This window comes from Pseudomonadota bacterium (genome assembly GCA_037200975.1).
Taxonomy (GTDB): Bacteria; Pseudomonadota; Gammaproteobacteria; order Steroidobacterales; family Steroidobacteraceae; genus CADEED01.
On record JBBCGI010000001.1, the window covers coordinates 2,513,079 to 2,539,824 of the forward strand.

Annotated in this window: 26 protein-coding genes; 15 read left to right on the top strand and 11 right to left on the bottom strand. The window is 65.3% G+C overall.

What is annotated here, in order from left to right; all coding sequences use genetic code 11:
• Positions 1-66: 66 nt before the first annotated feature.
• From WDO72_11295 to WDO72_11310, 4 genes are read right to left on the bottom strand one after another with little or no spacing between them, the layout of a single operon-like run.
• Positions 67-555: a YajQ family cyclic di-GMP-binding protein gene (locus WDO72_11295; protein ID MEJ0086262.1), complete on the bottom strand. Its 489-nt coding sequence runs from the start codon at positions 553-555 to the stop codon at positions 67-69.
• A gap of 11 nt (positions 556-566) precedes the next feature.
• Complete coding sequence (locus WDO72_11300) at positions 567-953, bottom strand: DUF2780 domain-containing protein (GenBank protein MEJ0086263.1); 387 nt, start codon at positions 951-953, stop codon at positions 567-569.
• Positions 954-986: 33 nt separating this feature from the next.
• The gene (locus WDO72_11305; GenBank protein MEJ0086264.1) at positions 987-3,404 is read right to left on the bottom strand and encodes an ATP-binding protein; all 2,418 of its coding nucleotides are present in this window, start codon (positions 3,402-3,404) and stop codon (positions 987-989) included.
• A gap of 28 nt (positions 3,405-3,432) precedes the next feature.
• A complete protein-coding gene (locus tag WDO72_11310; protein MEJ0086265.1) occupies positions 3,433-3,861 on the bottom strand; it encodes a RidA family protein in 429 nt (142 codons plus the stop codon).
• 75 nt (positions 3,862-3,936) lie between these two features.
• Here WDO72_11310 and WDO72_11315 point away from each other — a divergent pair, with 75 nt between their 5' ends.
• From WDO72_11315 to WDO72_11355, 9 genes are all read left to right on the top strand, one after another.
• Positions 3,937-4,488 carry a hypothetical protein gene (locus tag WDO72_11315; protein MEJ0086266.1) on the top strand — a complete coding sequence of 184 codons (552 nt, stop codon included), beginning with the start codon at positions 3,937-3,939 and terminating at the stop codon, positions 4,486-4,488.
• A 245-nt stretch (positions 4,489-4,733) separates the two neighbouring features.
• Positions 4,734-6,137 carry an anthranilate synthase component I family protein gene (locus WDO72_11320; GenBank protein ID MEJ0086267.1) on the top strand — a complete coding sequence of 468 codons (1,404 nt, stop codon included), beginning with the start codon at positions 4,734-4,736 and terminating at the stop codon, positions 6,135-6,137.
• Positions 6,134-6,733 (top strand): aminodeoxychorismate/anthranilate synthase component II, encoded by a 600-nt coding sequence (locus WDO72_11325; GenBank protein MEJ0086268.1) that lies wholly within the window; start codon positions 6,134-6,136, stop codon positions 6,731-6,733. Before WDO72_11320 ends, WDO72_11325 begins: the two co-directional genes overlap by 4 nt.
• A complete protein-coding gene (trpD, locus tag WDO72_11330; GenBank protein MEJ0086269.1) occupies positions 6,730-7,758 on the top strand; it encodes an anthranilate phosphoribosyltransferase in 1,029 nt (342 codons plus the stop codon). The genes WDO72_11325 and trpD overlap by 4 nt, the downstream gene beginning before the upstream one ends.
• The gene (locus tag WDO72_11335; protein MEJ0086270.1) at positions 7,755-8,612 is read left to right on the top strand and encodes an indole-3-glycerol-phosphate synthase; all 858 of its coding nucleotides are present in this window, start codon (positions 7,755-7,757) and stop codon (positions 8,610-8,612) included. Before trpD ends, WDO72_11335 begins: the two co-directional genes overlap by 4 nt.
• A complete protein-coding gene (locus WDO72_11340) occupies positions 8,609-9,214 on the top strand; it encodes a phosphoribosylanthranilate isomerase (GenBank protein ID MEJ0086271.1) in 606 nt (201 codons plus the stop codon). The genes WDO72_11335 and WDO72_11340 overlap by 4 nt, the downstream gene beginning before the upstream one ends.
• Before the next feature lie 5 nt (positions 9,215-9,219).
• The gene (gene trpB / locus WDO72_11345) at positions 9,220-10,461 is read left to right on the top strand and encodes a tryptophan synthase subunit beta (GenBank protein ID MEJ0086272.1); all 1,242 of its coding nucleotides are present in this window, start codon (positions 9,220-9,222) and stop codon (positions 10,459-10,461) included.
• The gene (gene trpA, locus WDO72_11350; GenBank protein ID MEJ0086273.1) at positions 10,458-11,231 is read left to right on the top strand and encodes a tryptophan synthase subunit alpha; all 774 of its coding nucleotides are present in this window, start codon (positions 10,458-10,460) and stop codon (positions 11,229-11,231) included. Before trpB ends, trpA begins: the two co-directional genes overlap by 4 nt.
• Positions 11,232-11,240: 9 nt before the next feature.
• Complete coding sequence (locus WDO72_11355; protein MEJ0086274.1) at positions 11,241-12,467, top strand: multidrug effflux MFS transporter; 1,227 nt, start codon at positions 11,241-11,243, stop codon at positions 12,465-12,467.
• Here the strand turns inward: WDO72_11355 and WDO72_11360 are convergent.
• Complete coding sequence (locus WDO72_11360; GenBank protein MEJ0086275.1) at positions 12,458-13,279, bottom strand: helix-turn-helix domain-containing protein; 822 nt, start codon at positions 13,277-13,279, stop codon at positions 12,458-12,460. The genes WDO72_11355 and WDO72_11360 overlap by 10 nt on opposite strands.
• A gap of 68 nt (positions 13,280-13,347) precedes the next feature.
• Between WDO72_11360 and WDO72_11365 the strand changes: the two genes are divergently transcribed.
• Complete coding sequence (locus WDO72_11365) at positions 13,348-13,812, top strand: DUF6265 family protein (protein ID MEJ0086276.1); 465 nt, start codon at positions 13,348-13,350, stop codon at positions 13,810-13,812.
• Between the two features lie 5 nt (positions 13,813-13,817).
• Here WDO72_11365 and WDO72_11370 read toward each other — a convergent pair whose 3' ends face one another.
• From WDO72_11370 to WDO72_11395, 6 genes are all read right to left on the bottom strand, one after another.
• Positions 13,818-17,507, bottom strand: a complete 3,690-nt coding sequence (locus WDO72_11370; GenBank protein ID MEJ0086277.1) for a PAS domain S-box protein — start codon at positions 17,505-17,507, stop codon at positions 13,818-13,820.
• A 145-nt stretch (positions 17,508-17,652) separates the two neighbouring features.
• Positions 17,653-19,317: a ubiquinone biosynthesis regulatory protein kinase UbiB gene (ubiB, locus tag WDO72_11375; protein ID MEJ0086278.1), complete on the bottom strand. Its 1,665-nt coding sequence runs from the start codon at positions 19,315-19,317 to the stop codon at positions 17,653-17,655.
• Positions 19,314-19,919, bottom strand: a complete 606-nt coding sequence (locus tag WDO72_11380; GenBank protein MEJ0086279.1) for an SCP2 sterol-binding domain-containing protein — start codon at positions 19,917-19,919, stop codon at positions 19,314-19,316. Before WDO72_11380 ends, ubiB begins: the two co-directional genes overlap by 4 nt.
• Positions 19,920-19,934: 15 nt before the next feature.
• Complete coding sequence (locus tag WDO72_11385; GenBank protein MEJ0086280.1) at positions 19,935-20,246, bottom strand: hypothetical protein; 312 nt, start codon at positions 20,244-20,246, stop codon at positions 19,935-19,937.
• Positions 20,247-20,261: 15 nt separating this feature from the next.
• Positions 20,262-21,020 (bottom strand): bifunctional demethylmenaquinone methyltransferase/2-methoxy-6-polyprenyl-1,4-benzoquinol methylase UbiE, encoded by a 759-nt coding sequence (gene ubiE / locus WDO72_11390; protein MEJ0086281.1) that lies wholly within the window; start codon positions 21,018-21,020, stop codon positions 20,262-20,264.
• Positions 21,021-21,226: 206 nt separating this feature from the next.
• Positions 21,227-21,583: a DUF971 domain-containing protein gene (locus WDO72_11395; protein MEJ0086282.1), complete on the bottom strand. Its 357-nt coding sequence runs from the start codon at positions 21,581-21,583 to the stop codon at positions 21,227-21,229.
• A 68-nt stretch (positions 21,584-21,651) separates the two neighbouring features.
• Here WDO72_11395 and WDO72_11400 point away from each other — a divergent pair, with 68 nt between their 5' ends.
• The 5 genes from WDO72_11400 to WDO72_11420 are packed head-to-tail and all read left to right on the top strand — an operon-like array spanning position 21,652 to position 26,731.
• The gene (locus tag WDO72_11400) at positions 21,652-23,469 is read left to right on the top strand and encodes an FAD-dependent oxidoreductase (GenBank protein ID MEJ0086283.1); all 1,818 of its coding nucleotides are present in this window, start codon (positions 21,652-21,654) and stop codon (positions 23,467-23,469) included.
• Between the two features lies 1 nt (position 23,470).
• Positions 23,471-25,306 (top strand): 2-oxoacid:acceptor oxidoreductase subunit alpha, encoded by a 1,836-nt coding sequence (locus WDO72_11405; GenBank protein MEJ0086284.1) that lies wholly within the window; start codon positions 23,471-23,473, stop codon positions 25,304-25,306.
• The gene (locus tag WDO72_11410) at positions 25,303-26,358 is read left to right on the top strand and encodes a 2-oxoacid:ferredoxin oxidoreductase subunit beta (protein ID MEJ0086285.1); all 1,056 of its coding nucleotides are present in this window, start codon (positions 25,303-25,305) and stop codon (positions 26,356-26,358) included. The genes WDO72_11405 and WDO72_11410 overlap by 4 nt, the downstream gene beginning before the upstream one ends.
• Positions 26,359-26,409: 51 nt before the next feature.
• The gene (locus tag WDO72_11415; GenBank protein MEJ0086286.1) at positions 26,410-26,616 is read left to right on the top strand and encodes a hypothetical protein; all 207 of its coding nucleotides are present in this window, start codon (positions 26,410-26,412) and stop codon (positions 26,614-26,616) included.
• A complete protein-coding gene (locus tag WDO72_11420) occupies positions 26,609-26,731 on the top strand; it encodes a 30S ribosomal protein THX (protein ID MEJ0086287.1) in 123 nt (40 codons plus the stop codon). The genes WDO72_11415 and WDO72_11420 overlap by 8 nt, the downstream gene beginning before the upstream one ends.
• Positions 26,732-26,746: the final 15 nt, after the last annotated feature.

Genomic DNA, 26,746 nt, shown 5'->3' on the forward strand with positions numbered 1-26,746 from the left:
TCGCCGGAAGGCGAGCGGGGTTTTTTATTGCGCGCGGTGCTGCACGTATCGCGTACTGATCGCGAGTCAATCCCGAAAATTGTTGAACTGCAGCGGACGGTCCAGTTCCGACTTGCGCAGCAGCGCCATCGCCGCCTGCAGATCATCGCGCGACTTGCCGGTGATTCGCAGCTTGTCGCCCTGGATCGCGGCCGTCACCTTGAGCTTTGATTCCTTGACGATTTTCTGCAGTTTCCGGCCGGAATCGGCATCGATGCCATGACGCAGCACGATGTCCTGGCGCGCCTGCGCCAGGTTGCTCACCGGGTCCTTCTTCTCCATGCAGCGCACATCGATGCCGCGTTTGCCGAGCCGCAGCGTCAGGATGTCGAGCATCTGGCGCAGCTGGAATTCGGCCGGTGCCTTCATGGTCACGGTCATCTCTTTTTCCGCGAGCTCGAAGATGGCGCCCGTGTCCTTGAAATCGAAGCGCTGCGTGAGCTCGCGGTTCGCCTGGTCGACGGCATTGGTGAGCTCATGGCTGTCGAGCTCGGAGACGGCATCGAATGACGGCATGGTGGCGAAGCTCAGGCGCGCAGGGTTTTTTCCAGCTTCGACACCACGTCGGCGCCGACCTTGGACCGCAGGAATTCGAGAATGACCGGCACGAACCTCTTGGCGTCGTCGGCCTTAAGACCGAGCTTGCTGAAGCCGCCGACCACCGTCGCAATCAGGCCGGCGTTGCCGCCCATCGCGCCGGCCAGCCCGCCTAACAAGCCACCCAAACCACCGCCGCCGGACGCCGGCGCCTTGTGCATGAGGTCGGAGAGTCCGGGCACGCCACCCAGCAGCTGGCCGAATTCCGCGCCCCCCAATTTCTCCTTCGCGGCGTTGAACAGCACCGCCGCGCCACCTTCGGCCTGTTTGCCGTCGATGCCGAGATTCTTGGTCAACATGTCTACGAGCTCTTTCATGCGGCTCTCCTTTCGTTTTCAGACGTACCGTTGTCAGTCGTAAGCCGGCGCCGGGAATCCGTCGGCGCCCTTGCGCCAGGGCACCCACACCAACGCGACTTCGCCGACCGCGATGTCGGCCTTGCGAGCGGGAACTTCGACGGAACGCAACACCGCCGTGCCCGCATCCAGGGTCGATTCGAGACGCGCGACCTCCGCGTCGACTTCGCGTTTCGTATCCTCGAGCCGTTGCTGCAACACGTCGAGGCTCTCTTCCGCGCGCGTCACGTCCTGCGATTCGTGGCCCATCCGCGTGGCGGAGCGCGCCGCCGTGCCGATGCGCCCGATGTTGGTCGCGGAAATGGCCTTGCGGCCGAGCAGGGCGCCGAGGATCGAGCTGCCGATGGACACGGCGGTCTGCATGCGTTGCTGCGACAGCTGGCTCTTCTCGCGTTCGCGCCGTTCTTCGCCGCGGCGGATCTGATCCTGCAGCTGCAGTAGTTTGGCCTGCCAGCGCTTGCGCAGCTCGGCGACGGCCGCGTCGCGTTTTTCGCGCGCCACGAGTGTCAACCGGGCGCGGAAGTCGCCCTCGGATTCGCCGGCTTTCGACGCCGCCTTGAATGCGTCGCAAACGAACAGGTTGGCGCGCGCGGTCTCATACAGATGCGACTGGAGGGTCTTGCCCCAGGTCGCGTAACTGGCCGTCCGCAACGCCGCGCCGGAGAGCTCACCGAACTGCGCCGCGGCCTCGGGTGCCGTGCCCAGCCGCGACTTGAGATCGGCGCTCTGCGCCGCGTCTTCCCACGAGGCGTTGCCGCCGCCATCGTCGAAGGGCGCCAGCCATCCCGTGGTCTGCCATTCGTCGAGCCCGAGTTTCGGATCCACGAAATGCAGCTTGGCGAATCCCGCCACCATGGGTTTGTACGATACCGCGCCCGCGCCCTGCGTGGGTTTGAGGAAATATTCGGTGATGCCCGTTCCCAGCGCCGGCCGGGAGTTCGCCATCGCCGCATCCGGCGCCACGTCTGTGTAGTTAGCCTGCGCCGCGGGTGCGGGTGCCGCGGCCTTGCGCGGCGCCATGATCCTGGAGATCTCCGGCCCCGTCAGCGGTCCGCGCAGGTAGGACAGCGCCCAGCGGGTTTTCATGAGCACCGGCGCGTCTTCATGCACGTTGCGCATCAGGAACACGCGTTGCGTGAGGCTCGACATCAAAACTTCGAGATCAGTGCCGTCTTCCGCGCCCGCCAGCGCAGACTTGAGGCCCTCGATCACGCGTAACTTGTCGCGCTCGGTCTGCAGCCGGCCGATGAACCAGGTGCCGCAGTTGGCGAGCCCCTTGTAATCGAGATCGACCGGGTTCTGCGTCGCCAGCACGACGCCGAGCCCGAAGGCACGCGCCTGTTTCAGCAGCGTCAACATGGGCTGTTTGGACGAAGGATTCGCCGTCGGCGGGAAGAAGCCGAAGATCTCGTCCATGTAGAAAATCGCGCGCAGCGAAGAAGTGCCGGACTGCGTACGCATCCACGTGATCATCTCGTTCAACACCAGCGTCACGATGAACATGCGCTCAGCGTCGTTGAGATGCGCGATCGAAATCACCGAGATGCGCGGCTTGCCTTCGGGGGTGAACAGCAGCCGCTGCGCGTCGAGCGGCTCGCCTCTCATCCAGGTCGCAAAACCCGGCGAGGCGATCAGTGAATTGATCCCCATCGCGAGCTTGAGCCGGTCTTTCGCCGGGAAAAACGTCTCGAGGTCGAACGCGCCGAGCTTGTCGAACGGGGGTTTCTGCACCGCCTGGATCAACCCCGTCATGTCGAGCGACAGGCCGGCGCGCCAGGCGCTCTCGAGAACGTTCGAAAGCAGGATGTGTTCGCGCGAGCCGATCGGATCCGCTTCGATGCCTAACAAGCTCAGCAGGCCGGAGACCACGGAGCCGACGCGGTCGCGCAAGGCCCCGGCATCGGCCAGCAATTCCGCGGCGGGCGGCGCGAAGGAGCGCAGCACCGACAACGGCAGGCCGGTTTCTGCGCCGGGCGTGTAGATAGAGACCTGCGCCGCGGCGCGTAACTTGCCGATACGCTCAGGCGCCTGGTCCCATTCGGCGAGGCCCTTCTTCCACGACGCGGCGGTGGCGGCGGCGTAGTCCGCGACGCTTTGGCCCTTGCGCGCGGCATCACCCGCGTCCACCCACGGTTCGAAATCCGCGGCCGCGAGATTGGGGAACGTAAGCATCAGGTTGCCGAGATCGCCTTTCGGATCGATGCAGATCGCCGGTACGCCGTCGATCGCCGCCTCTTCGAGCAGCGAGAGGCACAGGCCGGTCTTGCCGCTGCCCGTCATGCCGACGCACACCGCGTGCGTGGTCAGGTCCTGCGAGTCGTAGAGGACCAGATCGTCCTTGAGCGCCCCGCTCGTCGCGTCGAATTCGCGGCCTAGATAAAAGGAGCCTAACTTTTCGTAGTCGGTGGGCATGGGGTTGCCTGAACCTTGACCGTTGGGTCTACTTCTTGCGCCTGGCGGCTTTGGCCTTCTTCTTGCGGGGCACCAGTTTGCGGCGCAGTGCCGTCACCTCGATCTCGATCTTCATGCGCGGATCGGCGAGGCCGACCACCATCATCGTCGCCGCCGGGCGGACCTCGCCGAACGCCTTGCCCATCGCCGGCCAACAACGCTCGAAATCCGCCGCACTGCTCATGAGGTAATGAACGCGCACAACGTCTGCGAATCCCGAATCGGCTTGTTTGAGCGCGGCGGCGATGTTCTTGAGCGCCTGCTCGCACTGGGCGACGGCGTCTTCCTGGATCGTCATGTTCGAATAATCGAACCCGGTGGTGCCGGAGACGAAAATCCAGTCCCCATCCACCACCGCGCGCGAATATCCGATGCTTTTTTCGAAAGTCGAACCGGACGAGATCAATCGACGCGCCATGACAGTTCCTCGCAAATGCTTCGGGCGTTATATTTCGCCCCGGATTCTGCCACGGTTCCCATGACGCAACGCCGTATGAAAAACACCGCCATCGCCTGCTTCGCCCTCTTGATCGCCATGCCGCTCACCGCCTTGCCGGACACGGCCGCGTCTCCCGCCGAAACGCTGGTGCGCGCCATGCGTTCCGACGAGCTGGCGGTGAGCGCCGCGAAACGTGCCTTTGCCAGCGGTGCCGTCGAAGGTTATGCGGACGCCAGCGCAAGCTGCCTCAAACGCGTGGACTACAAGAGTTTCACCGCGCGGTTTTCTCGCGTGGTAGACCAGGTTCTGACACCGGCCGAGATCGAAACCGCACTCACGTTCTATCAGTCCTCGGCGGGTGTGAAATACGTGGAAGGGACATTCCGCCGCCTGCGCGCCTCGTTGGGCGAAGACTCCGGGCTGCCGAAAATCGCAGGCGTTGAAGACATATCGCCCGAGGAGCGGGACGCCATTTCCGCCTTCGCCAGCTCGGACCTGGGACGCAAGATCGCCGGCAAGCAGATGACCGAATCGCCCGCCGCCCTGCAATTCGGCCGCGACATGGTCGACGAAATCGGACAGAAGTGTTCGAAGCCAAAAAAGTGAAACAAGGGAAGTGAGACGCCGGAAGGGCCGCCAAGCCTTGACGCCGCGTCGAACCGACGGCGATACTCGCCGCCCGATGAACGTGAACAACCTCAGCAATGTCTGGTGGTGGCGCCTCCAATAAGGAGTGGGCCTGCTTGTTTACGCCTCTGACCTGATCAGAACGTCTTTCAAAGAAACCCATCTCCGGTACTGCCTGAGATGGGTTTTTTGTTGCCTGTACGAAAATAAATGGAGAAAAAGCGGTGAAACCGCCCTTTGACATCGCCGGCGACCTCGACACACCGGTGTCGGCATTCGCCAAACTCGGCGCGTTCAATCCACGCTTCCTGCTGGAAAGCGTGGAGGGCGGCGAACGCCTCGCGCGTTATTCGTTCATCGGGTTGGGCAGCGGCCTCGAGGTCAAGCTCGATGCATCCGGATTGCAGGTTGGTGCCGCGCGGCTGCCACGCCCGGCGTCGAAGGCGGAGTTGTTAGACGCGCTGCGCAAGGCATTGGCCGCCGCGCCGCGGCCGTTGCCGGAAATGGCCGGCGTGCCACTGGCCGGCGGCCTGGTCGGGTATTCCTCGTACGATGTCGTGCGTTACTTCGAACGGCTGCCCGCGAATGCACGCGCGCAGAACCCCGTGCCCGATCTGCACTACGTCGCGCCGGAATCCATGCTGGTGTTCGATCACCTGACGCGCGGCATCGCACTGCTGCACGCCGGCAGCGAAGCCGAACGGCAATCGCTGCGGCGCGAAGTGATCCAGGCGCTGCGCGGCGGCATCCCCAACTACACGATCCCGGGCGCGGGCTCCGCCGAGCGCTACTCGCCAGCGGTGGGTTCGCTGTCGCGCGACGAGTACATGGCGGGTGTCAAACGCACGCAGGAATACATCGCCGCGGGCGACGTCTATCAACTGGTGTTGTCGTCGCGTTTCGCGGGCAAACATACGCTCGATCCTTTCGAGGCCTATCGGGCGCTGCGGCTCATCAATCCGTCCCCGTACATGTATTACTGCAAACTTGGCGACATCACCGTCGTGGGCTCCTCGCCCGAGGCGCTGGTGAAGGTGAATGCGCGCGGCGAGGCGCAGTTGCGCCCCATCGCCGGCACGCGGCCGCGCGCCGACGATGCTGCCGCCGACGCGCAGCACGAGACGGACCTGTTGGCGGACGTGAAGGAAAATGCCGAACACGTGATGCTGGTGGACCTGGCGCGCAACGACCTGGGGCGCGTCGCGCGGGCCGGCACGGTGCACGTCGATCCGTATCGCGTCATCGAGCGCTACAGCCACGTCATGCACATCGTGAGCGGCGTGAAAGGCCAGCTCGCGCCGGGCCGGGATGCCTTCGACCTGTTCGCGGCAACCTTTCCCGCCGGCACGCTGGTCGGCGCTCCGAAGGTACGCGCCATGGAAATCATCGACGAGCTCGAACCGGTACGACGCGGCCTGTATGGCGGCACCGTCGGATACTTCGGCGCGCGCGGCGACATGGACCAGGCCATCACCATCCGCACGCTGGTGTTCCGCGGCGATGAATACAGCTACCAGGCCGGTGCCGGTGTCGTCGCCGACAGCGTGCCCAGCACGGAATATGAAGAAGTACTCGCCAAGAGCGGCGCGATGGCGCGCGCGCTGAAGCTCGCGGCGGAGGGGTTATGAGCGTGCCAGCGAACGTACGACTGCTGCTGATCGACAACTACGACTCCTTCACCTACAACCTGGTGCAGGCCTTCATGATCCTCGGCGCGGAAGTGGACGTGCGCCGCAACGATGAAATCACCGTCGAGCAGGCGAAGGCCACGGCTCCGACCCACCTGTGCATTTCGCCGGGGCCGGGCACGCCGTACGACGCCGGCGTCAGCATGGACATGATCCGTGCCTTCGCGGGTGAGGTGCCGGTGTTTGGCGTGTGCCTCGGTCACCAGTCCATCGTCGAGGTCTTCGGCGGCAAGGTAGTTAGAGCCGGGCGGCTCATGCACGGCAAGACTTCGCCGGTCACACACGACGGCAAGGGGCTGTTCACCGGGCTGCCGCAGCCGGCCGAAGTCGGCCGTTACCATTCGTTGATCGCCAAGCCGGACACGTTGCCGGCCGATCTCGAGGTGACCGCGCGCACGCCGGAAGGGGAAATCATGGGCGTGCGCCACCGCCAGCTCATGGTGGAAGGCGTGCAGTTCCATCCGGAAAGCGTGTTGACGCCCGACGGTCCGGCGTTGATCGGCAACTTCCTCAAGATGGCCGGAGGCCGGCAGTGATCCTGCGCGAGACGCTCGAGCACCTGTTGTCGGGCAAATCCATGGATGAGGCCGGGGCAGGCGAGCTGCTGCGTGCGTTGACCGCCGTCGATACGCCGCCCGCGATGGCGGGCGCATTGCTGGCCGCGTTGCGCTCGAAAGGCGTGACCGCGGATGAATTGCGCGGCTTTGCGCGCGGCATGCGCGCGCTGGCCCGCGTGCCGGCGATTCCGCCCGCGCCGCGCGCCATCGACATAGTCGGTACCGGTGGCGACGCCTCGGGCAGCTTCAATCTATCTACCGGCGCGGCACTGCTGACGGCCGCCTGTGGCGTGGACGTCGTCAAACACGGTAATCGTTCGGTATCGAGCAAATCCGGCAGCGCCGACGTGCTCGAACAGCTCGGCCTCAAGCTGCCGCTCGACGAGGCCGCGGCCGGTGCCTGCCTGGCCGCCACCAAGTTCACGTTCCTGTTCGCGCCTTACTACCATCCGGCCATGAAGGCGATCGGCCCGGTGCGCCAGGCGATGGGTGTGCGTACGGTGTTCAACATCCTGGGGCCGCTGACCAACCCGGCGGCGCCGTTGTTTCAGCTCACCGGCGCTTTCAACCTGCCCACCGCGCAGTTGATGGCCGAGGCGTTGGCGGGCTTGCCCATCGAGCGCGCGTTCGTCGTGCACGGCGCCGAGGGTTGGGACGAACCGACACCGCTCGGCCCGTTCACCGTGCTCGATGTGCGGCCCGGTGAGGTGAAGGCGTCGATCCGCAGCCCGTCGGACTACGGCCTCGCTCTGTGCGGTGCGCGCGACCTGGCCGGCGGCGATGCGGCGTCGAATGCGCGCGCACTACGCGCCGTGCTCGAAGGGTCGGATCGCGGCCCGCATCGCGATGCATTGTTGTTAGGCACGGCGCTGGCGCTCGAGATCGTCGGTCGCGTCGACCATCCGCGCGACGGCGTCGCGCTGGCGAGTGCCGCCATCGACACCGGTGCCGCGCGCCGGACGCTGGCCGCGCTGGCCTCGTTCGGCAACGGAGCCGGCCTGTGAGCAGCGACTTCCTCGCAGAAATGGCGGATTCCAGCCGCGCGCGTTCGCAGGCTGCGCAATCCACGCTGCCGGCGCGCGAGCTGCGCGCGCGCATCGTGGATCTGCCAGCGCCGCCGATCCTCAAATTCGCGAGCTTCGATCTCATCGCCGAAGTGAAGCTGCGTTCGCCGGCGATGGGATTGCTCAAGGCCGCTGCCGACGAAGACGTGGGCGCGCGAGTGGCCACGTATGCGCGGGCCGGCGCGGCCGCGGTGTCCATCCTCACCGAGCCGAGCCGCTTCGATGGTTCGCTCGCGGACCTCGCCGCGGGCGCGCGCGCGCTGGCGCCACTGGCCGTACCGGCGATGCGCAAGGATTTTCTCGTCGATTCCTATCAGGTGCTCGAAGGCCGCGCGGCGGGCGCGGGCGGCGTGCTCGCCATCCTGCGCATGCTGCCGCGCGCGCAGCTCGAGCAACTGCTCGACGCCGCGCTCGAGCTCGGCATGTTCGTGCTGCTGGAGGCTTTCGACGAGCGCGATATCGAGCTCGCGCATGTGCTGGTCGACGCGCGCCGCCAACATGCGGAACTGTTGCTGGTCGGCGTGAACTCGCGCGACCTCGTCACTCTCGAGGTGGTGCCCGGCAGGCTCGATGCGCTTGCCGCGCTGCTGCCCACCGCCGTCCGGCGTGTCGCCGAGAGTGGTGTCGCCACTCCCACGGATGCGGCGCGCGCCGCGAGAAATGGCTACGACCTCGCGCTGGTCGGCAGCGCGCTGATGTCCGCGCCCGATCCGGCCGCGCTCACACGCGCCATGCTGGCGGATGCGCGTGCCGCAGTGTCAGCGCGGCCCGCGCTGGTGACGGGCCGCGCATGAACCCGCCGTTCATCAAGCTCTGCGGCATGACGACGCCCGCCGCGGTGGCCGCGGCGCTGGCGCACGAAGTGGACGCCATCGGCTTCGTGTTCGCGCCGTCGGTGCGGCGCGTGACGACGGCGCGCGCGAACGAACTGGCGGCAGTGGCGCGTCACAAGCTGCCCTGCGTCGCAGTCACCCGCCATCCCACGCGCGCTGAAGTCGACGAAATCCTGCGCGACTTCAAACCCGACATCCTGCAGACCGACCTCGACGATCTCGAAGCATTACACCTGCCGGACTCGTTGAGCGTGTTGCCGGTGATGCGACCGGGTCCGGCTGCCGCCGGCGTTTTGCCGCGCCGCGTGTTGTTCGAGGGGCCGGTGAGCGGCAGCGGGCAAACTACCGACTGGGATACGGCCGCCGGCCTGGCGCTGCGCCTCGAGCTCATCCTGGCGGGTGGCTTGAATCCGCTCAACGTCGCCGCGGCGATTCGTCACGTGCGCCCGTTCGGTGTCGATGTCTCGAGCGGCATCGAGGGTGAGCCCGGCATCAAGAACATCGAAAAAATCGCACAGTTCGTAGCCGCCGCGCGTTCGGCGGCCCTGGAGTTGACTCAATGAAGCCCATGGATACCTCGTTGGACCCCGCCAAACTACTGGCCGACGAGCTGGCGGGAAAATATCCCGACGAGCGCGGCCGGTTCGGCCCCTTCGGCGGCCGCTATGTGCCGGAAACCCTGTTCGCCGCATTCGAGAAACTCGAAGCCGGCATGAAGGAACACCTGCATCGCGCCGACTTCCAGGCCGAGCTCACGCGCGAGCTGTCGAGCTGGGTGGGGCGGCCGACCGCGCTCACCCATGCGGCGAAGCTGTCGAAAGCCTGGGGTGCGGACGTGTGGCTCAAGCGCGAGGACCTGGCGCACACCGGCGCGCACAAGATCAACAACGCGTTGGGCCAGGCCATGCTCGCCAAACGCCTGGGCGCGACCCGGATCGTCGCCGAAACCGGCGCCGGCCAGCATGGCGTTGCGAGCGCCGCGGCCTGCGCGCGTATCGGGCTGCCGTGCACGGTGTACATGGGCGCGGTGGACATGGAGCGCCAGGCGCCGAACGTCGGCCGCATGAAGTTGTTAGGCGCGACCGTGGTGCCGGTGACCAACGGCGACCAGACATTACGCGCCGCGATCGACGAGGCGTTCCGCGACTGGGTCAGCAATCCCGGCGATACTTTCTACATCATCGGTTCCGCCGTGGGCCCGCATCCGTATCCGTATCTGGTGCGCGAACTGCAGACGGTCATCGGCAAGGAGGCGCGCGCGCAGATGTTGGCCCAGTCCGGTAGTTTGCCGGATGCCGTCATCTCCTGCGTGGGCGGCGGCTCGAACGCGATCGGCATGTTCCACCCGTTTCTCGCCGACCAGTCCGTGGAGATCATCGGTATCGAAGCCGGTGGCAAGGGCAAGGGTCTCGGCCAGAACGCCGCGACGCTGGCGTATGGCCGGCCCGGCGTACTGCAGGGCGCGTACTCGTTGCTGCTGCAGGATGAGGATGGCCAGATCCAGGAGACCGATTCGGTGTCCGCGGGTCTGGATTATCCGGGCGTCGGGCCCGAACACTCGCTGCTGCTGTGGGCCGGGCGCGTACGTTACGAAGCCGCGACCGACGACGATTCGCTCGCGGCACTCACGGAATGCTGCCGCGCCGAAGGTATCCTGCCCGCCATCGAATCGGCGCATGCGTTCGCCGGCGCGAAGCGCTGGGCGAAACTGAACCCCGGCAAGAAAGTCCTGATCGGCCTTTCCGGCCGCGGCGACAAGGACATGCCCACCCTGCAACGCACCGTGTTAGCGGAAGCCAAACAACCATGACTCCGAGCGAAAAGATCAGCGGGGCCGTAGCGGCCGCCCAGGGTGAGACCGCCATCGTGGCCTTCATCACCGCGGGTTTCCCGAAACGCGAGAAATTCCGCGAGCACCTGACGCAGGTCGGCAGCGCCGCCGATGTCGTCGAGATCGGTGTGCCGTTCACCGACCCGATGGCCGACGGCATGACCATCCAGCGTTCGAGCCGCGAAGCGCTGCGCCAGGGATTCACGCTGCGCTGGCTGCTGGAAGAACTCACCGCCATGCAGGGGACTGGCCAGTTGCCCAAAGCGCCGCTGGTGCTCATGAGTTATCTCAATCCGTTGCTGGCGTTCGGCTTCACCGATCTTGCGACCGCGGCGGCGCAGGCGGGCGTATGCGGCTTCATCATTCCCGATTTGCCGCTCGAGGAAAGCGGCGACTTCCGCAAGGCGCTCGACGCTCACGGCCTCGCGCTCATCCAGATGGTGACACCCGTGACGCCCGCCGATCGGCTGGCGAAGTTGTGCGCTGCCAGCCAGGGTTTCGTGTACGCCGTCACGATGACCGGCACCACGGGCCGCAGCGCCTCCGTGCCCGGCGAGGTCACGCATTATCTGGATGCCGTGCGCAAGGCCGCCAAACTACCGGTGTGCGCCGGCTTCGGCATCCGCAGCCGTGTGCAGGTGGAGCAATTGAAGGGGCACGTGGCCGGCGTCATCGTAGGATCCGCGCTGGTCGAAGTGCTGGAAAGCGGCGCGGATGCCGCGGCGTTCCTGCAATCGCTGCGCCCTTAAAACCAACTCTTGCAACACAAGTTACCCGGTTACGCGATGCTCGCCGTGTTGCTCGGCGGGCTGTCGATGGTCAGTCCTTTCTCCATCGATACGTTTTTCCCGGCGTTCCACGCGATGGAGCGCGGGCTGGGCGTCAGCGCCTGGCAGCTGCAGCAGGTGCTCACCGCGTACATGCTGACCTTCGCGTTCGCCTCGCTGGTGCACGGCCCGCTGTCGGATGCGATCGGCCGCCGGCCGGTGATGATCGGCGGCATGGTCCTGTACACCGTCGGCTCCATCGCCTGCATGCTGGCGCCTAACTATTACGCGCTGATAGCGGCCCGTATCCTGCAGGGCGCCACCGCCGGCGTCGGCATGGTCATCGGCCGCGCGGTGATCCGCGATCTGTACGAGGGGCCGCGCGCGCAGCACCTCATGAGCATGACGACGATGATCTTCAGCATTGCACCCGCGGTCGCGCCGGTCATCGGCGGATGGGTGCACGTGGCCTATGGATGGCGTGCGGTGTTCGCCGTCATGGTGATCTGCGGCATCGTCTTCTCATTCGCGGCATGGTGGCGTCTGCCGGAGACGCACCCGGTCGCGGCGCGTATTCCATTCAACGCGCGCAATCTCGCTAGTACTTCATCCACCGTGTTGCGCCATCCCGAATTCCTGATGCTGGCGCTCGCGGCGGCGGTGAATTTCTCGTCGCTCGCATGTTTCATCGGCGCCGCGCCCGCCATCGTCGAGCGCCACTGGCACCTGGGCGAGACCTCGTATTGGCAGCTGTTCCTGCCGGTGATCGGCGGCATCCTCACCGGCGCTATCATCTCGACGCGCGTCGCAGGGCGTATGGATCTCGCGAAACAGGTGCGCATCGGTTTCGGGCTCACGTTCATTGCCGCGACCACCCGCGTGCTCATGCATTTCGCGCTCGCGGCTCCGCCGCGCGGCCTGCAGCAGGGGATCCTGTTCTTCGCGGCGATCGGCGCGCAGTTCGCCTTCCCGGTGCTTACTTTGCGCATGCTCGACCTGTTCCCCGCCGCGCGCGGCACCGCCGCCGCGGCGCAGTCGTTCGTCGCGCTGGTCTTCACCGCCTTCACGCTCGGTATCGTCGCCCCGTTGGTGTTGCCCCGGCTCGAATGGATCGCCTGGGCTTCGCTCGCCTTCACGTCGCTGGCATCGGTCTTCTGGTATCTCGCGCGGCGCTGGCACGAACACTCGCCGCCCGCCGCGCCGCATTCTCAGGCGTAACCGCGCACGAAAGCCGCGGCGATCTCGATCGCGGCCTCTCCATCCCGGTCGCGTCGCAGTTCGTCACGCAGGCGCGCCAGCGTGAAACCCGTGAGCCGCTTGACCTCGCGTGTCGCATGCGCCTGGTCGGAAAACCCCGAATCCGTGGCGAGTTCGACGAGCGGCGTTTGGCCGTCGAGCGCGCGCAGCGTTGCCTGCAGACGCTGAACTCCAGCGAACTCCTTGGGCGTGAGCCCGACGCTGGCGAGAAAGCGCATCTGGAGCGAGCGCACGCTGAGCGAAGCGGCCGCGGCAATCGCCTCGATCTTCGTCTGGCCGCCGGCATCGAGTCGCGCGGCTGCCCTTTCGACTTTCGCATCGAGGGCGTTGGCGGAACAAAGCCGCGACAACAGGGCCCATAACGCCTCCGGCTTGCCGGCCGCAAATTCGCGCGCGGCCGATGCGAGCGCCACGCTCACCCCGGCATCGAGCGAGGCGAGGTCGACCACCCGGTCGCGCAGCGGCGCGAGATCACGCGTCACCAGCGTCGATGCGGCCGGTTGCAGGCGGACACCTAGATCGTCGAGCACACCGATCGGCTCGAACTGCACGGCCGTCACGCGCTGCGCGGCGAACAGCGTCGGCGCCTGTTCGTGCCAGCCGTCGATCGCGTCCCAGAGCCGCGAGCGTCCGGCCAGTTGCGCGATCAATTCGCAGCGGCCGTCCGGGTAGATGGTGTTGACGCCGGCGCGCGGGTTCGCATCGCTGAGCCTCCAGACGCAGGCGATGTGCCGCCGCAGATGGTCCGGAACCGGATGCTCTCGATAGTCCACGCGGCTAATTAATCATGTTTGCGCATTTGTTCAAGCCAAGCCCGCGGCCTCCCCCCACAATCTCGCGCATGAACAAACACAGCATTCCCGGACTTGCATTGGCGGCGGCGATCTCGCTCCGCGTGTTCGCCAGCGACAAACCTGCCGCGCTCGACTGGTTCTCCGGCCACTGGTGTTCGGAGCGCAATGGCGAGTTCATCGAAGAAACATGGCTCGCGCCACGCGGCGACCTGTTGCTCGGAATGTCACGCACCGTGAAAGGCGCCCGCACCTCGAGCTTTGAATTCCTGCGCATCGAATGGGCCGCGGGCGTGCCGAGCTACATCGCGCAGCCGCAGGGCCATCCGCCGGTGACGTTCAAATGGACCGCGGGCGGCGCCGACTGGGCGCGCTTCGAAAACACCGCCAACGACTTCCCCAAACGCGTCGAGTACCGGCGAACGACCGACGGCCTCTACGCCGAAATTGCAGGCCCGGGAAAAGACGGCAAGACTTTCGCGATTCCGTTCGACTACCGGGCCTGCGCGAAATAACGGCGTCACACGCCGCGCGGCCGGACCAGTTCGGCGAGCGTGGCACGCAGTTCGACCATCTTCGGCGGCTTGCTCAGCACCCGGTCCACGTTCTCCGGCTTGTCGTCGGTCGCGGCCAGCCGGTGCCCCCATCCCGTCAGCATGATGATCGGCACCTGCCCCGCGAGCTGGCGCACGCGCGTCGCGACTTTGCGCCCGTCCACGTAGGGCATGCCCAGATCGGTGATCACCACGTCGAAATGCGTGCCGGCCTTGACGGCAGCCGCGAACGTATCGATGCCCGCCTGGCCGCCTTCAGCGGTCACCACCTCGTGTTCGTCGAGCTCGAGCGCGTCGCGCAGCGACTTGAGCAGCAGCGGATCGTCGTCGACCAGCAGGATGCGCAGCGAGCGGGTCGGCGAGCCCAGGATCTGTTCACGCAGCGTCATTCCGGTGGGCGCACGCGGGAAGATCAGCCGCATCGTCGTGCCGTGGCCGAGCTCGCTGTCGATCTCCAGTTCGCCGCTGTGTCGCTGCACCATGCCGAACACCATGGGCAGCCCCAGGCCCGTGCCGCGCTCACCCTTGGTGGTGAAGAATGGCTCCAGGCAGCGGCTGCGCGTCGTCTCGGTCATACCGACGCCGTTGTCCTGGACCTCGACGATCACCTGATTGTCGCGAGTATCGAGCCGTGTCCGCAGCGTCACGGTGCCGCCGTCGGGCAGGGCGTCTACCGCGTTGAGCAACAGGTTGGTGAACGCGTCGCGCACCTCGTTCTCGGCGCCGAGGATATGCGGCAGATCCGGCGCGAGTTGCGTATCCACGTGCACCACCACGCCGCGCTCCTGCGGGATGTTGCTCCAGCGCGCGCGGGTGAGGTCCATGACCTCGAGCAGTATCTTGTTGACGTCCACCGGCGCCAGCGTCAGCTCCAGACCGCGCGGTAGATAGAAGGCGCGCATGCGCTGCACGGTGCGGGCGACATCCTCGATCGCCCGCTGGATCACGTTCAATTGCTCGCGCGCCCGCTCGCTCAGGCCGGCATCGTGGGCCAGCATCGACTGCGTGTACAACGCGGCCGGCGACAGCGCATTGTTGATGTCGTGCGCGATGCCGCTGGCGATCTGCCCGAGCGCGCGCAGCCGTTCCTGCTGCATCACCGTCTGCTGCGTCTCGCGCAGGTCGTGATAGGCCTCCTGCAGCGCGGCATACAACCGCGCCTGTTGTCCGGCCAGCGCCACGTGACTGGACAGCTGGCGCAGGAATTCGCAGTCGTCGCCCGTGAAGGAGTCGGCCTCGCTGCGCGCGACCACCAGCACGCCGAGCACTTCTTTCTCGACCATCAACGGTGCCGCCACCAGCGCCCGCAGGCCCGCGGCCGCGAGGCGCGCGGTGAACGGGAACTGCGACTCCTCGATATTGGGTTCGTAGACCAGCTCGCCGTGCACGCAGCGCGCCAGTGAATTCTCGTCGATCTCGATCTGCGCCTGTACGGTAAGGCCGATCTGCCGCGCGAGCGCGGCGCTGCGGTCGCCGACACAGGCGACCGTGAGCAATTCCGGCTCGGCCTGGTACAGGCACAGGCAGCCGAACGTGATGCCGAGGTTTTCCTCGAGGCTGCGCAGCACCACTTCGAATACCTTGCGCGGTTCCTGGTGCATGGCGATCGCCTGCGTGGTGCGATCGAGCAGCTGCATGCGCTCGAGCTGCACCTTGAGCCGGCGCTCGGCCATCACGAAATCTTCGATGTCCGTATTCGAGCCGAACCACTTGAGGATGCGGCCCGCCGGGTCGCGCAGCGGCACCGCGCGGGTCTTGAACCAGCGGTAGATGCCGTCGAAGCGGCGGATACGGAAGCTCATGTCGAAGTTGTCGCCGGTGCCGATGACGCGCGCCCACTCCATCTGCACTTTGACGCGGTCGTCGGGATGCACCTGCTCCAGATAGCCGCGGCCCAGCTGCTGTGCCTCGCTGCGGCCGGTGTAGTCGAGCCACTGCCGGCTCAGGTAGTCGCAGTACCCGTCACGCATGCAGGTCCAGATCATCTGCGGCAGCGACTCGGCCAGGGTCTTGAACCGGGCGCGCGATTCGCGCAGCTGTTCGACGGTCTCGCGGTGCTCCGTGATGTCGATGCAAGTGCCGATGTAGCCTTCGAACTCGCCGGTGGGGCCGAGGTTCGGCGTGCCGCGCTCGAGCAGCCAGCGCCACGCGCCATCCTCGCGCTGCAGCCGGTGTTCCATTTCGTAGGGACGGCGCGCGTCGAACGCCGCGTGATAGGTGTCGAGCGCGCGATCGAAATCGGCCGGGTGGAGGTTGTCGCACCAGCCGTCGCCCAGCTCCTGTTCCATATCGCGGCCAACGAAATCGAGCCAGCGCTGGTTGAACCAGGTGCGGCGCTTGTCGTGTCCGCTCATCCAGATGAGGACGGGTGCGCTATTGGCGGTGGAGCGGAATCGTTGTTCGCTTTCGCGCAGTGCTGCTTCGGCCCGGTTGCGGCCGGTGATGTCGCGGATGAATCCGCTGAACATCAGATCTGCGCCGAAGCCGATGGGCGTGATCGCCAGCTCCACCGGGAATTCGTGCCCCGCGCGGTGCATGGCCGACAACTCGATGCGTTTGTTGAGGACGCGCGCGACGCCGGTGTCTATATAGCGCCGCATGCCGATCCGGTGCTCTTCGCGCAGCCGCTCGGGGATGACGAGTTCGGCCAGCTCGCGGCCGAGCACCTCGCCGCGCGCCCAGCCGAACATGCGCTCGGCCTGCGCATTCCAGCCCGTCACCAAGCCCTTGTTGTTCATCGTGACGGCCGCGTCCAGCGACGTCTCGACGATCAGCAGATTGCGCTCCTCCGAGAGCTGCAGATCGTGTTCGGCCTTGCGCCGCAGCCGGTCGGCGCGATCGCCGCGCGCAGCGTTGACCCACACGAGCGAGATGAACACGACGACGCTGACGATGGCGAGAACCGAGACGGCGGCTTCCAGGCCGAAACCTTCCTTGCGTTCGAGATGCAGCGTCAATGCGCCCGCCACCAGCGGCACCAGCACCGCGGCTGGAAGGAGTCGCCGCGCCATCGTGCCGCCGACCCCGTCGCTGGCCATCAGCTTGGCGATGCCCGCGTCGGGACGCAGCGTGAGCGCGCCCGCCGTCAGCAGCAGGAACACGATCGAGGCGTGCGCCGCCATGTTGACGAATGGAACGAGGGCTTCGCCACCGTAGATGAAGCGCGACAGGCCGAGCCAGCCGATCATCATGGCGAGCATCGCGAGTACCTGGTGCGCAACCGGCGTGCGCCTGTACTGCGAGCAGACCAATGACAGGCCGAACAGGCAGAACGCGATCGCGGTGGACGGCGCCATGCGCGGCGGCAGTTCCCCGTCGATCATCGAGGGCATCGGCGCCAGCGAGAGCTGGTCTATGTAGGCGACCCAGCCGAATACATAGCGAAACAGCGTGAGCAGGCCGACCGCGATCAACAACGCCGCGGCGCCGATGGCGAGACGCCGTGCATCGATCGTCGCAAGCCACAACGCGCCGCCGGCCACCACGAATTCGAGCGCGGTCAGCCGGGACATCCGCGGCCAGCCCGGCACCAGGTTGGTCAGCGGATCGATGCCGAACACCCAGCCGAAGTAGACGAACAGACCGGCCGCCAGCGCGACGAATGCCGCGAAACGCGCCAGGTATCTACTCGAATCCGCGGTCTCCGGGATTTCCATGGCGAGGCAAACTACTCCTGTGCGTGCAGTGCCGCAAATGTAGTTAGACAGAGTCTACTCAGGCTTTTCCCTAGAGGAGGGTGCCGGGTGGGGAAAGTGGGGAAAGCGGGCTTCGCCGCTTTCCCCACTTTCCCCACCCGGCACCCTATCGGCGAATCTCGCTGATCAGCCAGGCGACTCCGACGGTGATCATTCCCCATCCGGCCCAGAACGGCTCGCGCGCCAGCGCCAGCCAGACGATGCCACCTAACAAGACTACGGACGCGACCGTCACTTTGTCGCGCCGGCGGTTGGTGCGCCGGATCTCGTTGCGCAGCGCGTTGATCTCGGGAGCTTCCACCGCCAGCCGCAAGCGGCCATCCTGCGCGCGCTGCACCGCCGAACGCACCAGCGGCGTCAGCGATTGCAGGCTGGTCAGGATCTCCGGCAGCTGCGCGCGCGCATTCTCGAGCAACGCGCGGCCACTCATCTTCTCGCGCACCCAGTCGCGCATGATCGGGCCCGCGGTCTTGAAGATGTCGAGATCCGGATACAGGTCGCGCCCCAGCCCTTCGATGTTGAGCAGCGTCTTCTGCAGCAGGATCAGCTGCGGCTGCACTTCGACGTTGAAGCGGCGCGAGATCTCGAACAGCCGCAGCAACACCGTGCCGAAGGAAATCTCCTTGAGCGGCTTGTTGAAGATGGGTTCGCATACGGTGCGGATCGCGGATTCCATCTCGTCGACGCGCGAGCCTTCCGGTACCCAGCCGGATTCCAGGTGCAGCGTCGCGACCTTGCGATAGTCGCGATCGAATACCGCGAGGAAATTCTCCGCGAGGTAGTACTGGTCGCGCGGGTCGAGCGTACCGACGATGCCGAAATCCACCGCCGCGTACTTCGGCTGCGACGGGTTCTCGATCAGCACGAAGATGTTGCCCGGGTGCATGTCGGCGTGGAAGAAGTTGTGCTTGAACACCTGCGTGAAGAAGATCTCCACGCCGTTCTCCGCCAGCTTGCGGATGTCCGTACCCGCTTCGCGCAGCCGCGCCATGTTCGAGATCTGCACGCCGCGGATACGCTCCATCACCATCACGCCCGGGCGGCAGAAATCCCAATGCACGGCGGGTACATATAGAAGAGGAGAGCCCTCGAAATTGCGCCGCAGCTGCGAGGCATTGCCGGCCTCGCGCATGAGGTCGAGCTCATCGAGGATGGTTTTCTCGTATTCGCGTACCACTTCGAGCGGCCGCAGCCGCCGGCTGCCATCCCAGTGTTCGGAGGCGATACGTGCGAGCTCATGCAGGACTTCCAGATCGCGCGCGATGATGGCGTGCATCCCCGGCCGCAGCACCTTGACCACCACTTCGCGCGTCTTGGCGCCGTTGAGCAGCACTTCGGGCCGCAACTCGGCGGTATGCACCTGGGCGATGGAGGCTGCGGCCAGCGGCTGTTCGTCGAACTTGGAAAACACCTGCTCGGCCGCGCGGCCGTAGGCGGCTTCGACAATGGCGCGCGCGATCTTGCCGTCGAACGGCGGTACACGGTCCTGCAGCTTCGCCAGTTCGTCGGCGATGTCGAGCGGCAACAGGTCGCGCCGCGTGGAGAGAGCCTGGCCGAATTTCACGAAGATCGGGCCGAGCTCCTCGAGCGCGAGCCGCAGCCGTTCGGCGCGCGGCGCCTCGCCACGGCGCACCGCCCAGGTCCATGGGCTCAGCAGGAAGATGAACCGCAGCGGCCGATATAGATGAGTGGCGCGGACGAATTCGTCGAGGCCGTGGCGCACCAGCACGCGCTGGATTTCGATGAGACGGGCGATGACGCGAAATTTCATCGCTGGGTTTCTTCCTCGGGCGTTGCCACGATTCGGGTGCGGGCTTCGAGACGATCGAGGTCCTCCCGCAGGCGTTCGACTCCGCGATAGAAATCCTCGGCTTCGGCGCGCGGCACGAGATCGCCGGTTTCATGCGCGAAATACTCGGCCACGTTGCGCACGCCGGTGTTCGCGGCGCGCCGGCCGAAGCCGGTCGCCAGCTTGACGAAGCGCAGTGCCTGGTGCGCCGGTGTATCGCCGATCAGGCGCGCCAGTTCCTCTTCGACATCGGGTTTGAGCAGCATCGCCAGCGCGCGGAATTTCTGCGCAACTTCGGCGTCGCCGCGGATGGTGACATCGCCACGCTGGATCACTTCCTCGGGACGGGCCCCGGACAAGGCGGCCAGGCTCATCAAACTACCCGAGATGTCCGCGTCCGCAGGTGTGTCGCCGGCACGCGTGAGCTGCACGGAAGTGCCAAGCGATTCGCAGCGCAATGCCCAGCCGAGCGTGCGCGCTTCGATGCGCACCGATTTGCCCTTCAAGGCGGCAGTGAGCTCGAGCGCGCGCGGCGAACGCGGCAGATTGCGGTTGAGCAGATTCTCGATGGCCTCGGTCAGCATGGAAACATCACGCGGTCAGGTTCTCCGCCACGGCGAGTTCTTGCTGAAACGGCCGAGAATGAACACCGCGATCAAGCCGCCCGCGATCGCGGCTGCGGACAGGAAGACGACCAACAGCACGTCCGGCGGCGGAGCGCCCATCGTGGAACGCATCAATCCGCGGCCGGACGCGACCGCTGCGAGAAATCCCGCGGCGGCCCCGGCGGCGAACGTCAGCGTCAAAACCAGCGCCCGGCCGAACGAGCGCAGCATGATCACGGCGACGACGAACAACGGCACGAAGACCGATGCTGCGAGACCGTACGAGAGAGCCAGATTTGCATCCATGACCGCTCCTTCGCGTCAGTAACGATAGCCCCGGTGGACCGCGACGATCCCGCCCGAGAGGTTGTGATAACGGCAATCCTCGAGACCGGCATCACGCAGCATTCCCAGCAGGGTTTCCTGGTCGGGATGCATGCGGATCGATTCCGCGAGATAGCGATAACTGTCTTCGTCCTTCGCGACCAGCTTGCCGAGCAGCGGCAACACGCGGAACGAATACAGGTCGTACAGCGGTTTGAGCAGCGGCACGACGGGTTTCGAAAACTCGAGCACCAGCAGCTGGCCGCCGGGCTTGAGCACGCGGCGCATGTCGGCGAGCGCGGCCGCCTTGTCGGTGACGTTGCGCAGGCCGAAACCGATGGTCACGCAGTCGAACTGCGAATCGGCGAACGGCAGCTTCTCTGCATTCGCCAGCACGGGTGCCACGTTGCCGACCAGGCCGTTGTCGAGCAGGCGGTCGCGTCCCTCACCCAGCATCGCGGCGTTGATGTCCGAGAGGATCACCAGGCCCGTCTTGCCGACTTGTTTGGCGAGCCCGGTAGTCAGGTCGCCGGTGCCGCCCGCCACGTCGAGCGCGCGCTGGCCGGGACGCAGCTGGGTCAACGACAGCGTGAACTCCTTCCAGAGGCGATGCGCGCCGCCGGACATGAGGTCGTTCATCAGGTCGTAGTTTCCCGCCACCGAGTCGAACACGCCGCGTACGCGCTGCTGCTTTTCGCTCCACGGCACGCGCTGGTAGCCGAAGTCGGTTTCCGGGGTTTTCTTGGGGTCGCTCACAGGGTAGCCAGTATAGTCGTGTCGTCAGTCCGGTCCGAAAGCGCTGGCAATTCGCGCGGGCTTTCGCTACAAAGCCCAACTATTCGAGCGGGGGTCTTGGGAGGGGCGGGTCGCCTGACGGCAACCCGCCCTTTATTTCATGGAGCCGGCAGGCCGGCGTTGAATTCGCGGCGCAGCCGCTGAACACACTTCGACCGCTACATAAATCACTGTTGGGCAGCGTGCACCCGGGCCTGGTACTTCGCCCAGTTCTCCTGCTGGTGGTCGCCGAGCTCACGCAAGTACTTCCACGAGTACAGCCCGCTGTCGTGGCCATCATCGAAGACCAGCTTCACGGCGTACTGGCCGACCGGTTCGACGGCCTTGATCCCGACATTCTGTTTGCCCAGCACCAGAACCTCTTGCCCCGGGCCGTGTCCCTTTACTTCAGCAGACGGCGAATACACGCGCAGGTATTCGAACGGCAGCAGGTGCCGCGCACCATCATCGAACGCGACTTCCAGCACGCGCGAGCGGGTCCGCAGCTTTATTTCGATGGCCAGGTTCTGGTTTTGAATCGTCATGAGAGGGCGGCAAGCCTATACTCGCAACCGCGCCGGAGGGGGAAAACTGGCGCTCAACCCGGGGGGATATGCAACCGACGGACACTTCGCAACCCGACTATTTTCACAAGGTCGTGGATTGCCAATGGGCTTGCCCAGCACACACCGACGTCCCCGAATACATTCGACTTATTGCGCAAGGCCGCTTCACCGACGCGTACATGGTGAACCGGCATTCGAACGTCTTCCCCGGAATCCTGGGTCGTGTCTGCGACCGGCCTTGTGAGCCGGCGTGCCGCCGCGGCCGCGTCGAAGAAAAGCCGGTGGCCATCTGCCGCCTGAAACGGGTCGCCGCCGACCATCGCGATGAAGACATCACCGCGCGTCTGCCCAGGATCCCGAAGCTCAAGAACGGCAAGAAAGTCGCGCTGATCGGCGCGGGTTGCGCCTCGCTCACGGTGGCCAACGACCTGATGCCGCTCGGTTATTCGGTCACGATCTTCGAGCAATGGGGTGTGCCCGGCGGCCTGATGCGCACCAACATTCCTTCGTTCCGCCTGCCCGCCGAGGTGCTCGACGACGAGATCGCGCAGATCACCGGCATGGGCGTCGATCTCAAGCTCAATCACCCGATCAAGTCGATGAAGGAGCTGCTCGGCAAGGGCGGGTTCGATGCGGTGTTCGTCGGTGCCGGTGCGCCGAAGGGGAAGGAGCTGAAGCTGCCCGGCCGCGCCGAGGGCGGGGCCAACATCCACATCGGCATCACCTGGCTCGAGTCGGTGGCGTTCGATCACATCAAGTCGATCGGTGAGAAAGTGCTCATCATCGGCGTGGGCAACACGGCGATGGATTGCTGCCGCACGTCGTTGCGGCTGGGCGCGAAGGACGTGAAAGTCATGGCGCGCAAGCCGCGCCAGTTCTTCAAGGCCTCGGCCTGGGAGCTGGAAGACGCCGAGGAAGAACACGTCGAGATCGTGATCAACCGTTCGCCCAAGGCGTTCGTCGTCGAGAACGGCAAGTTGAAGGGCATGAACTTCGACGTGATCGAATACGAGCTCGACGCGAAAGGCGCGATCACCGCCGAGCAGGTAGTTAGCCAGGAGTTCATCGAAGCGGACGACGTGATACTCGCGATCGGCCAGGAAAACGCCTTCCCGTGGATCGAACGCGATCTCGGCATCGAGTTCGACAAGTGGGATGTGCCGAAGGTCGACCTCAAGACGTTCCAATCGACGCGCGACGGCGTGTTCTTCGGCGGCGACGCGGCGTTCGGCCCGAAGAACATCATCTGGGCGGTGGAGCACGGGCACCAGGCCGCCATCTCCATCCACAACCACTGCCAGGGCAAGCAGGTCACGGAACGTCTCGCTCCGGGCGTGAACCTGCAGTCGGTGAAGATGGGCATGCACGAGTGGGCCTATTCCAACGACTACAACCCGGCCGAGCGGCGCCTCATGCCGCATGTGTCGCTCAAGGAAAGGTTCAAGAAGCTCAACATCGAAGTCGAGCTGGGCTTCACGGTCGAGCAGATCGAAAAGGAAGTGCAGCGCTGCCTCAACTGCGACGTGCAAACGGTGTTCGAAACCAAGCTGTGCATCGAGTGCGACGCCTGCATCGACATCTGCCCGGTGGATTGCCTCACCATCACCGCGAACGGCGAGGAGGCCGAGCTGCGCACGCGCTTGAAGGCGCCGGCGAAGAATGTCACCCAGGCGTTGTACGTCTCGCCGCCGCTCAAACACACGGCGCGTGTCATGGTCAAAGACGAGGACCTGTGTGTGCACTGCGGCCTGTGCGCGGAACGCTGCCCGACCGCGGCCTGGGACATGCAGAAGTCCGTGATCCAGTGGCCACACGCCACGGACGAGGCCATTGCCAACGCCGCCAAGCTTCCGAAGACAGCCTGACATGACAGACCTCGTGAACAACTTCGCGATCAAGATCGCGACGGTCAACGGTACCGGTTCGGCCAGCGCCAACTCGCTGCTGATGAAATCCATCTTCCGCGCCGGCATCCCGGTGATGGGCAAGAACTACTTCCCCTCGAACATCCAGGGTCTGCCCACCTGGTACGAAATCCGCGTGACCAAGGATTCGTACGTGGCGCGTTCGGGAAAGATCGACGTCATGGTCGCGATGAACGCCGAAACTTATGCGCGTGACGTGCGCGAAGTCACCTCCGGCGGTTACCTGATCTATGACTCGACCTGGCCGCGTCCCGCGCTGCTGGCGCGCGACGACATCACCGTGTTAGGCGTGCCGCTGGCGAAGTTATGCAACGAGAACTTCAACGGCGTGCGCACGCGCATCCTCATGAAGAACATCTGCTATGCGGGTGTGCTGGCGGCGCTGCTCGATCTCGACATCGGCAAGATCCGCGAGTTGCTGGCCGAGACCTACGCGAAGAAACCGGCGCTGGTCGATTCGAACATGAAGGCCATCGAGCTCGGCTACAACTACACGCGCGAGAACTTCAAGTGCCCGCTGCCCGTGCACGTGGCGCCGCTGCCCGGCGGCGGCAAGACGAAGGGCCACGTCCTGATCGACGGCAACACCGCCGCCGGTCTCGGCTGCGTATTCGCGGGCGCCACCGTCGGCGCCTGGTACCCGATCACGCCGTCCACCTCGCTGATGGATGCGTTCAAGAGCTTCTCGGACAAGCTGCGAGTGGATCCGGAAACCGGCAAGAAGAACTTCGCCTTCATCCAGGCGGAAGACGAGCTCGCGGCCATCGGCATGGTGCTGGGTGCGTCGTGGAACGGCGCGCGCGCGTTCACCGCGACCTCGGGTCCCGGCGTCTCGCTGATGAATGAATTCCTCGGGCTCGCGTATTACGCGGAAGTCCCCGCGGTGCTGTTCGACATCCAGCGCGTGGGCCCGTCCACCGGCATGCCGACTCGTACGCAGCAGTGCGACATCCTCGAGGGCGCCTACGCCTCACACGGCGACACCAAACACGTCTGCCTGTTCCCGCGCGATCCGGAAGAGTGCTTCTACTTCGCGCGCGACGCATTCGATCTCGCCGAACGGCTGCAGACGCCGATCATGGTCATGTCCGATCTCGACATCGGCATGAACGACTGGATGTGCCCCGATCTCAAGTGGGACGACAGCTACGTCCCCGACCGCGGCAAGATCCTCGACAAGGAAGCCATCGAGAAGCTGGAGAAATTCCATCGCTATCTGGACGTGGATGGCGACGGGATTCCGTACCGCACGTTGCCCGGTGTGCATCCGAAGGGCGCGTATTTCACGCGCGGCTCGGGCCACACGCAGTACGGCGCGTACACCGAGGATTCCGCCGAGTACCAGATCGTGCTCGACCGCCTGACGCGCAAGTTCCACACCGCGAAACGTTTCGTGCCGAAGCCGGTCATCGAACAGGACGCGCACATCGACATCGGCCTGGTGGCGTACGGCAGCTCGGATGGTGCGGTGCGCGAGGCGCTCGACATTCTTGCGGCGCACGGGGTCAAGACCAACTACATGCGGCTGCGCGCCTTTCCGTTCGGCGAAGAGGTCGAAAAATTCCTCGAGCAGCAGAAGCTGGTGTTCGTCATCGAGCAGAACCGCGACGGGCAGATGCGTTCGTTGCTGACGCTCGAAACGCGCGTCGAAAAGGCGAAGCTGCGTTCATTGCTGCACTACAGCGGCCTGCCGATTTCGTCCGAGTTCATCGTCAAGGGTGTGCTGGCCGAGATCGAACCCAAGGCGCGCAAGACTGAAGTCAAAGGTGTCGCATGACCTTCCTTCCCAAACCGAAAGTCCGCCATCCGTCGCTGCCCAAGAACGCGCTCGGCCTCACGCGCCGCGACTACGAAGGCGGCCTGTCTACCCTGTGCGCGGGCTGCGGCCACGACAGCATCACCGCGGCCATTATCGAGGCCTCCTGGGGTCTCGACGTCGAGCCGCAGAACATGGTGAAGCTGTCCGGAATCGGCTGCTCATCGAAGACCACGGCGTATTTCGTGTCGGGCGGACACGGCTTCAACTCCGTTCACGGCCGCATGCCATCCATTGCGATGGGCGCAAATGCCGCCAATCGCAATCTCATGTACATCGGCGTCTCGGGCGACGGCGATACCTTGTCGATCGGCCTCGGGCAGTTCTGCCACGCGATCCGCCGCAATCTGAACATGGCCTACATCATCGAGAACAACGGTGTGTACGGCCTCACCAAGGGCCAGTTTTCCGCCTCGGCGGACGTGGGCACCAAGGCCAAGAAGGGCGAGGTCAATCAGCAGCCGCCGATCGACCCGGTGTTGTTGGCGCTCACCCTGGGTGCCACCTTCGTCGCGCGCAGTTTCTCCGGCGACAAACAACAGCTGGTGCCGCTCATCCAGGCCGCGTTGCGCCACAAGGGTTTCGCGTTGATCGACGTGTTGTCGCCCTGCGTGACCTTCAACGATCACGAAGGATCCACCAAGAGTTATCAGTACACGCGCGAGCATTACGACGCCGCGGTGCACGCCGACTTCGTGCCGTTCCAGCGGGAAATCTCGGCGCAATACGCCGAGGGCGACGCCTTGCCCGTGGTGCTGCACGATGGCAGCCGGATCCTGCTGCGCAAGATCGATTCCAACTACGACCCCACCGATCGCGCCAGGGCGACCGCCGCCATCGGCGAGAAGTTGAAAAAAGGTGAATTCCTGACCGGGCTTTTATACGTGGATACGACCGGCAAGGAGTTCCACGATGTCAATGAGACACCGGCTATTCCGCTCAACCAGATCCCCCACAACCGGCTGTCGCCGGGGTCGGCGGCCTTGGCGAAAGTTCTGGCCAGATATCGTTAGCCGCGCTATGTTTCGGCCCGCAATGCGGATTCGGTAGGCCCAGGAGTCGACATGACTGAAGAAGAGAAGTCCCAGAAATTCACCTCCAAAGTGCGCCGCGGGCTCACTTGGGTAAGCACGGTTTCGTCCACGGAACTCGCGCGCGTCAAGCAGGAAGCCGGCGGTGGCCGCATTCCGGGCATGACCGCCGCGCAGCTGTCGGATATCGAAGCCGCCTTGCTGTGGATTTCACAGAACAAGGAAGAGGCGAATGGGTAAGGGTGATCGCCGCACGAAGCGCGGCAAGTTGTATGCGGGGTCTTTCGGAAAGTCCCGCCCGAAGAGTCCAGCCAAGAAAAAAGCACGAGCTGCGAAGGCGAAGAAAAAAGGCTGAGTAAGGTAAGCCCGT